Origin of the sequence: Leisingera sp. ANG-M1, from assembly GCF_000813745.1 — a bacterium.
GTDB lineage: Bacteria > Pseudomonadota > Alphaproteobacteria > Rhodobacterales > Rhodobacteraceae > Leisingera.
In genome coordinates this window covers 27,882-28,200 of record NZ_JWLC01000040.1, presented here as the reverse complement: position 1 = coordinate 28,200, position 319 = coordinate 27,882, and the positions used below count along the sequence as shown (strand labels likewise).

At 61.1% G+C, this 319-nt stretch carries 1 pseudogene; it reads left to right on the top strand.

The window, feature by feature from the left end:
- A pseudogene (locus RA19_RS27120) lies at positions 1 to 239 on the top strand (hypothetical protein); the annotation flags it as partial.
- Positions 240 to 319 lie beyond the last annotated feature (80 nt).

The window sequence follows — 319 nt, the reverse complement described above, 5'->3', positions numbered from 1 at the left end:
CCATCGGTGAAGCCAAAGCCGCCACTGGTGTGTTCAACGTGATCGCCGCTGTGAAGTCCATTCAGACAGGCCGAGTGCCGGGCACGCTTGGCAGCGAACCACGCGACCCGGCCTGTGACATCCCGCTTGTCCCGGCTGAAGGGAAGGACGCCAAAGTCGGCACTGCGCTGTGCAATGCGTTCTGGGTGAATGGCACCAACAGTTCCATTTGCATTCAATCCGTGGAGGGATTGCGATGAAGGCTGTCTACCTGTTCCCGGGTCAGGGGTCGCAATTTGTCGGCATGGGCGCAGACCATCTTCGCCGCCGCCCTGCTGTG